Annotated in this window: 9 protein-coding genes; 6 read left to right on the forward strand and 3 right to left on the reverse strand. The window is 69.7% G+C overall.

The annotated features are described in order from the left end of the window. Positions 1-217 precede the first annotated feature (217 nt). From GA0115259_RS31170 to GA0115259_RS31180, 3 genes are all read left to right on the forward strand, one after another. The gene (locus tag GA0115259_RS31170) at positions 218-1291 is read left to right on the forward strand and encodes a chorismate-binding protein (protein WP_093603203.1); all 1074 of its coding nucleotides are present in this window, start codon (positions 218-220) and stop codon (positions 1289-1291) included. Then, positions 1288-2109: an aminotransferase class IV gene (locus GA0115259_RS31175; RefSeq protein ID WP_093603205.1), complete on the forward strand. Its 822-nt coding sequence runs from the start codon at positions 1288-1290 to the stop codon at positions 2107-2109. The genes GA0115259_RS31170 and GA0115259_RS31175 overlap by 4 nt, the downstream gene beginning before the upstream one ends. A gap of 104 nt (positions 2110-2213) precedes the next feature. After that, entirely contained in the window at positions 2214-3053 is an 840-nt protein-coding gene (locus GA0115259_RS31180; RefSeq protein ID WP_093603207.1) for a GNAT family N-acetyltransferase, read from the forward strand. Between the two features lie 57 nt (positions 3054-3110). On the opposite strand, the gene GA0115259_RS31185 is transcribed toward GA0115259_RS31180, so the two are convergent. After that, entirely contained in the window at positions 3111-3638 is a 528-nt protein-coding gene (locus GA0115259_RS31185) for a DsbA family protein (RefSeq protein WP_093603209.1), read from the reverse strand. A 184-nt stretch (positions 3639-3822) separates the two neighbouring features. Here GA0115259_RS31185 and GA0115259_RS31190 point away from each other — a divergent pair, with 184 nt between their 5' ends. Then, positions 3823-4269 (forward strand): hypothetical protein, encoded by a 447-nt coding sequence (locus GA0115259_RS31190; RefSeq protein ID WP_093603211.1) that lies wholly within the window; start codon positions 3823-3825, stop codon positions 4267-4269. 51 nt (positions 4270-4320) lie between these two features. Next, entirely contained in the window at positions 4321-4590 is a 270-nt protein-coding gene (locus tag GA0115259_RS39745) for a hypothetical protein (protein ID WP_141716766.1), read from the forward strand. A 3-nt stretch (positions 4591-4593) separates the two neighbouring features. Here GA0115259_RS39745 and GA0115259_RS31195 read toward each other — a convergent pair whose 3' ends face one another. Next, a complete protein-coding gene (locus GA0115259_RS31195) occupies positions 4594-5172 on the reverse strand; it encodes a CGNR zinc finger domain-containing protein (protein ID WP_093603213.1) in 579 nt (192 codons plus the stop codon). Positions 5173-5437: 265 nt separating this feature from the next. Continuing rightward, complete coding sequence (locus GA0115259_RS31200; RefSeq protein ID WP_003959770.1) at positions 5438-5851, reverse strand: SsgA family sporulation/cell division regulator; 414 nt, start codon at positions 5849-5851, stop codon at positions 5438-5440. 190 nt (positions 5852-6041) lie between these two features. Between GA0115259_RS31200 and GA0115259_RS31205 the strand changes: the two genes are divergently transcribed. Then, positions 6042-6515, forward strand: a complete 474-nt coding sequence (locus tag GA0115259_RS31205; RefSeq protein WP_093603215.1) for a TIGR02611 family protein — start codon at positions 6042-6044, stop codon at positions 6513-6515. Positions 6516-6665: the final 150 nt, after the last annotated feature.

Raw genomic sequence — 6665 nt, forward strand, 5'->3', positions numbered from 1 at the left:
ATTCGAACTCGCGACCCTCACCTTGGCAAGGTGATGCTCTACCAACTGAGCCACGTCCGCCTGTCGTTTCCCGGCCCGTCTGGACGGCCCGGCGACGTGTTGAACTCTAGCGGATTCCGGGGCCAGCACAAAAACGCGTTTGCGCAGCGTGCTGCGGTGCGTTCGCCGTGCGTTCGGCCCGGAGCGGCCCAACAGCGGCTGTTCTAGACTCGCAACCGTGCACGATCTCGCTCCTTTGGCCCGCTTCGGCGCCCTCGTCGCCACCGACCTGCGGGATGTCACCCATGATCCGGAGGCGCTCGAATCCGCCGGTTTCTGGGCCGTCGCCGCGGACTTCGAGGGCCGGCTCACCTGTGCCAGGTTCGATGATGTACGGGCCGAGCCCGTGCCCATCCCCGTACCGGGCCGGTGGCTCGGACCTGGTCCCGGTGACTGGACGTCGTCCCTCGACCGCGCCGCGTACACCGAGGGCGTACGGCGCATCCGTGAGCACATCGCGGCCGGCGATGTCTATCAGGTCAATCTCTGCCGCGTCCTCTCCGCGCCGCTGCCCGACCCGGCCGCCTCCGACGTCGACGCGCTGACGTCGCTGCTCGCGCGCGACAATCCGGCTCCGTACGCCGGAACGATCCGGCTGCCCGGCCACGGTGTGGAGATCGCCACCGCCTCGCCCGAGCTGTTTCTGCGGCGTGACGGCCGTACCGTCGAGTCGGGCCCGATCAAGGGCACCGGCCGTACCGCCGCCGATCTGCTGGCGAAGGACTACGCCGAGAATGTGATGATCGTGGACCTCGTACGCAACGACCTCGGCCGTGTCTGCGCCACCGGCTCCGTCACCGTCCCGGCGCTCTGCGCGGTGGAGTCCCACCCGGGACTGGTCCATCTCGTCTCGACCGTGAGCGGCGAACTCACCGAGAAGGCCGGCTGGCCGGATCTGTTCCCGGCCGCCTTCCCGCCCGGCTCGGTCACCGGCGCGCCCAAGTCCAGCGCCCTGAAGATCATCGAGGAGCTGGAGACGGCACCGCGCGGTCCCTACTGCGGAGGCATCGGCTGGGTCGACGCGGACCGCGGCACCGGCGCCCTGGCCGTCGGGATCCGTACGTTCTGGATCGACCGCGCCACCGAGGCCGGACCCGTGCTGCGCTTCGGCGCGGGCGCCGGGATCACCTGGGGCTCGGATCCCGAGGGGGAGTGGGAGGAGACCGAACTGAAGGCGTCCAGACTGCTCGCGATAGCGTCGGGCGTGTACGAGTCGGGCGGGTACGAGGCGACCGGAAGGACCGCGTCATGAGGATCTGGGTCAACGGCGGACTGCTGACGGCCGAAGCCGCCCGGGTGTCCGTGTTCGATCACGGCCTGACCGTGGGCGACGGAATCTTCGAGACGGTCAAGGCCGTCCAGGGCAGGCCCTTCGCCCTCACCCGCCATCTCGACCGGCTGGCCCGCTCGGCCCGTGGTCTCGGGCTGGCGGAACCCGACCTGGACGAGATACGGCACGCCTGTACGGCCGTGCTCGACGCGAATCCCATGGAGCTGGGACGGCTCAGGATCACCTGCACCGGCGGACTCTCCCCGCTCGGTTCCGACCGCGGCGACGAGGGCCCGACCCTGGTCGTCGCGGCGAGCGCGACGAAACGCCGTCCCGACACCACCGCCGTCATCACCGTTCCCTGGACACGGAACGAACGCGGCGCGGTGACCGGGCTCAAGACCACCTCGTACGCCGAGAATGTCGTCGCGCTCGCCCGCGCGCACGAACACGGCGCCTCCGAGGCGCTCTTCGCCAACACCGTCGGAGCGCTCTGCGAGGGCACGGGCTCCAATGTCTTCGTCGTGCTCGACGGCGAGCTGCATACTCCGCCTCTCGCCTCCGGCTGTCTCGCCGGTATCACCCGCGCCCTGGCCGCCGAGTGGGCGGGCGCCCGTGAGACCGATCTGCCGCTGGACGTTCTGGAGCGCGCGGACGAGATCTTCCTGACCTCGACGCTGCGCGATGTACAGGCCGTCCACCGCGTGGACGACCGCCAACTCCCCACCGCGCCGGGCCCGGTGACCAGCAAGGCGATGCGCCTCTTCGAGGAGCGCGCCGCGGCGGACCTGGATCCCTAGGCCCGTCCGTCCGTCCGGCGGCCGGACAGGGCCTGGACACTCTCGGGCAGCTCCAATCCGTAAACCAGATGACTCCACCGCGCGCGACGGGTACAACTCCCCTGATGACCACCACCCTGCGGCCGACCGGGCCGCTCCGGCAGACCGACGACGGCGGAAAGTCACGCTCCTACGAGGTCTGCGTGAACAGCCGTCCCGTCGGTACGGTAGAGATCGCCACGGATCCCGGCTTCGGCCACAAGGCCGGGACCATCCGCGCGCTCCATATCGACGAACCGGACCGGCGGCGCGGCCGGGCCACCGTCGCCGCGCTCGCGGCCGAAGAGGTGCTGCGCGGCTGGGGCTGCGACCAGGTGATGGCCTCCGTACCGCCCGACGCCGTGGCCGCGCTGCGCATGCTGGAGTCCCTCGGCTATGTCGAACGCGGTCGCAACATGGACAAAGAGCTCCCGCCGGAACCGCCCGCCCTCCCGGAGGGCGTGGCAGGCCGTCCCATGAACGAGTCGGAGTACGCGGCCTGGGCGGCGCAGTCCGTCGAGAGCTATGCGCAGAGCTGGATCGACCGAGGCACACCGCCCGAGCAGGCCCGCGCCAAGTCGGAGGCCAGCCACCGGGAGCTGCTGCCCGGCGGGCTCGCCACTCCCGGCGCCGCACTGCAGGTCCTGGTCCACGGCGGAAGCGCCGTCGGCCATGTCTGGGTCGCCTCTCGTGAGGTACGCGCCGGCAGGCCCGGATCGTATGTGTACGACGTGGCCGTGCGGGCGGACCTGCGCGGCAAGGGATACGGCAGGGCGCTGATGCTGCACGCCGAGCGGATAGCCCTGGAAGCCGGTTCCGAACTGCTCGGGCTCCATGTCTTCGCGGGCAACACACCGGCGATCCGGCTGTACGAATCGCTCGGATACGGGACGACCCAGCGCAACTTCTTCAAGCCGCTCCTCTGAGCGCCCGCCTTCTCCCAGCGCTCCCGCCGAGCCGGGCCCGGTGCGCGGGATCCGGCCCTACGCGCTCTCGCCTGCCAGCAGCCGGTCGGCGATCTCCTCGATCCGGGCGCGCAGTCCCTCCTGGCTCTTGCCGCCGTCGAGGCGCTCGCCGTCGATGACATAGGTCGGGGTGCCGGTCACGCCGATCGCCTTGCCCTCGGCCTGGTCGGCGTCGACGGCCAGCAGATGACGGCCGTCGATCAGGGCGGTGTCGAACTCCTCCACGTCCAGGCCCAGCTCGCGCGCGATCTCCAGCAGTACGGGCTCGCCTCCGGCGCTCAGCTCCGCGGTCCTGGCGAGCAGGGCTTCCGCGTAGGCCCGGCCCTTGCCCTGCTCGGCGGCCTCCTCCATGGCCTGGGCGGCGGCGTACGCGTGCTTGTGCCGCTCCAGCGGGAAGTGCCGCAGCCGTGTCTCCAGCCGGTCGCCGTAGCGGGCACGCAGCGCGTTCAGATCCGCCAGGGCGGTGTGGCAGTCCGGGCACTGGAGATCGAACCAGACATCGAGGACGACGGGTCCGAGGGATCCGGCGCTGATGAAGTCGCTCATGGAGGCCAGTCTCCCGGACGCGGCACCCGGGCCCAAAACCGGGACCTGGGGAGGATGACATCCCCCAGTTCTCCCCGAGATCCGCCGGACGCCGTTCTCCACCGTGGCCCCGAGCAGGTGGTCAGGTGCAGGATGGAGTACGGAAAGGTGTTCGGCCGACGACGCGCTCTGCCTGGAGGAACCGATGATTGCCGAGACCATTTGCTCTGCGGTGTCAGCGGCGGGCGTGGGCATCGCCGCGATCACGGCCTACCGCAAGCGGTTCCTCGCCGCGACGCGGATCCTGGCGTACGCGCTGGTCCCGGTGGCCCTGGTGATGACGGGCATCGTGAAGTGGGCCGCCAACACGGCCTTCAGCCCGATGGCCTGGCTGGGGTTCGGCGTGCTCGCGGTGGCATGGCTGCTCTTCATGACGACACGCGCGATCGAGCGGCGCGGCGGCCGCACCCGTAAGCAGCGCAAGGAGGCCGCCAAGGCGGCACGGCAGGGAGCGGTGGAACCCGCCGCGTCCGTGCCCTCGCTCGGTCCCGGCAGCGCTCCGGCCGTACAGCCGAAGGCCGAGGAGCGCGCGGCACAGCCCGCCGACGACTTCAGCGACATCGAGGCCATCCTCAAGAAGCACGGCATCTGACAGCACGGCATCTGACCGGCTTCGCATCGCGTATTCGCGGAAGGATCGCAGGTGAGCGCCGTTCCGGCGGCGGTTCCAGTGATTTGTCCACGGAATATGATGAACTCCCGCGCCGAAAACGCGTGTTGGTCATTGGCATGGTCCGGGGTACGTCATGATCGCCCCGAGATGCTCGATACCTCCCGGGGTGAGACCCCCGTACCCACCGATGAGCAGCGCGGTTGCCTTTTCGCGCTGTCTCAGCCGCCGTTGATGATCTTTCTGACGGTGATCGGCTCGCTGCTGCTGATGGCAGCGGTGCACGATCTGTTCCTGCTGTGAGGCTCAGCCGGCCGCTTCCTTGCGGCGAGCCCGGTACGCGGCCACATGCAGCCGGTTGCCGCAGGTGCGGCTGTCGCAGTAGCGGCGAGAGCGGTTGCGCGACAGGTCGACGAACGCGTGCCCGCAGTCCGGGGCCTCGCAGCGGCGCAGCCGCTCCTGTTCACCGGCCACGACCATGAACGCCAGCGCCATCCCGCAGTCGGCGGCGAGATGATCGGCGACCGAGGCCCCGGGCGCGAAGTAGTGCACATGCCAGTCATAGCCGTCGTGGTCGGTGAGCTGCGGTGTCGTCCCTGCGCCGGCGACCAGCCGGTTGATCAGATCGGCCGCGGTGCGCGCGTCCGGTGCCGCGAACACCTCCGCGAAACGCGTCCGTACCTCCAGCACGGCCCGCAGATCGCGCCGGCCGAGGTCGCCCACTCCGCTGAGGCTGTGGCTCCGTACGAAGCCGTACAGCGCCTCGATGTCCGCGAGGCCGTCGGGTGTGCCGTTCCGCGCACCGCCCGTACCGTCCTCCGGCGCGGTGTTCACCAGATCGACCACGGTGTCGAGGGCGATCCTGGTGTCGTGGGGAATCAGCACGATCCGCTCCCTGGCCTGCCGCGGGCCGGTGCCCGCCGAATCCCGCTGACTTTAGCCGCTGCCCCGGGCGGCCGGGCGGGGAACGTGTCGGCAATGGAGCTTGTACGGCAATGGAGTGTGTACGCGGTGGAACACGGCCGGAACGCACCGGCGCCGGCGTCGCGGTGGGTTCCGCGGCGTCGGCGCCGGTGTCCTCCCTGTATGCGATTGTCCGCGCGGCGCCGTCTCCCCGAGTCGGACGGCGCCGAGCAGCCCTCTGCCTGGCTCAGCTCTCGGCCAGGATGTGTGAGAGCTCCGTATCGAGGTCGAAATGACGATGCTCGGTGCCCGGCGGCACCGCGGCGTCGGTCCTTTTGAGGAACGACTCCAGGGCCCGCGCCGGGGCCTCGAGCAACGCTTCTCCCTCCGGGGAGCTCAGAGCAATGCAGACGACGCCCTGACCGTGACTGCGGGACGGCCAGACCCGGACGTCGCCCGTGCCGGTGGGCCTGTGCAGCCCCTCGGCGAGAAGGTCGCGGGCGAAAACCCACTCGACCGTCTCCTCGGCTCCGGTGTGGAAGGTGGCGTGCACGGCATAAGGATCGGCCGTGTCATACCGCAGGCCCGCAGGTACAGGCAGTGAGGACTCGCTCGATACAACGAGGCGCAGGTGCAGCTCGCAGCTGACCGTGGTGTTCATAAGCGCCAGGGCCTTTCGCTCAGTGTGCGCTCGGGGATTCGCACGTCGGCGAATTCGACATGCCACCTATGGTGCCGTTGTAAACCCCTCTGTCTCTTTTGTGCGCCTTCAGGTACCTCGTACAGCGGTGTGTGACTTCAGGTCATACGGCCATTCCGGTGATGTGAGCGGTTCGGGTAGGTTGGGCCTTATGCATGCGGAGAGTGACGAGCGGGGGCAGGTCGTCGTTCCGACGACGCCGGAGGCCGCCGTCGGGGATGTGACGACGGAAGATCCGAAAGCCGCGCCGGAGCGTGAGCTGGGCTCGCGCGCGCCGGGATTCATCCGGGCGTCGCGGGCGCTCCATCTGAGCTGGCAGGTCGGTGTCTTCCTGGTCGGTCTCGCGGTGGTCGGCGCGGGCGTCGCCATGCTGGTGCTGCCCGGCCCCGGCTGGCTGGTGATCTTCGGCGGGATGGCGATCTGGGCGACCGAGTTCGTCTGGGCCCAGCTGGTGCTGCGCTGGACCCGGCGCAAGGTGACGGAGGCGACCCAGAAGGCGCTCGATCCCAAGGTCCGGCGGCGGAACATGATCCTCACCACCGTCGGTCTGGTGATCGTCGTCGTGCTGCTCGCGGTCTACGTCTGGAAGTTGGGGATCGTCATGCCCTGGAAGATCGACGACTGATCCGGGCGACGACTGATCCGGCTGCCCTGGTCCGGGTGCTCCGGTACGCGTCGTGGAGCACCGCTGACATGGGGTAATGTGTGCGGTGCGCCCGGGCGATTAGCTCAGTGGGAGAGCGCTTCGTTCACACCGAAGAGGTCACTGGTTCGA

Origin of the sequence: Streptomyces sp. MnatMP-M17 (assembly GCF_900091995.1) — a bacterium.
Classification (GTDB): domain Bacteria; phylum Actinomycetota; class Actinomycetes; order Streptomycetales; family Streptomycetaceae; genus Streptomyces.

Coding starts and splice junctions, on each gene's coding strand:
- GA0115259_RS31175 (WP_093603205.1), top strand. CDS start 1,288: ATGAGGATCTGGGTCAACGGCGGACTGCTGACGGCCGAAGCCGCCCGG.
- GA0115259_RS31180 (WP_093603207.1), top strand. CDS start 2,214: ATGACCACCACCCTGCGGCCGACCGGGCCGCTCCGGCAGACCGACGAC.
- GA0115259_RS31185 (WP_093603209.1), bottom strand. CDS start 3,638: ATGAGCGACTTCATCAGCGCCGGATCCCTCGGACCCGTCGTCCTCGAT.
- GA0115259_RS31190 (WP_093603211.1), top strand. CDS start 3,823: ATGATTGCCGAGACCATTTGCTCTGCGGTGTCAGCGGCGGGCGTGGGC.
- GA0115259_RS31200 (WP_003959770.1), bottom strand. CDS start 5,851: ATGAACACCACGGTCAGCTGCGAGCTGCACCTGCGCCTCGTTGTATCG.
- GA0115259_RS31205 (WP_093603215.1), top strand. CDS start 6,042: ATGCATGCGGAGAGTGACGAGCGGGGGCAGGTCGTCGTTCCGACGACG.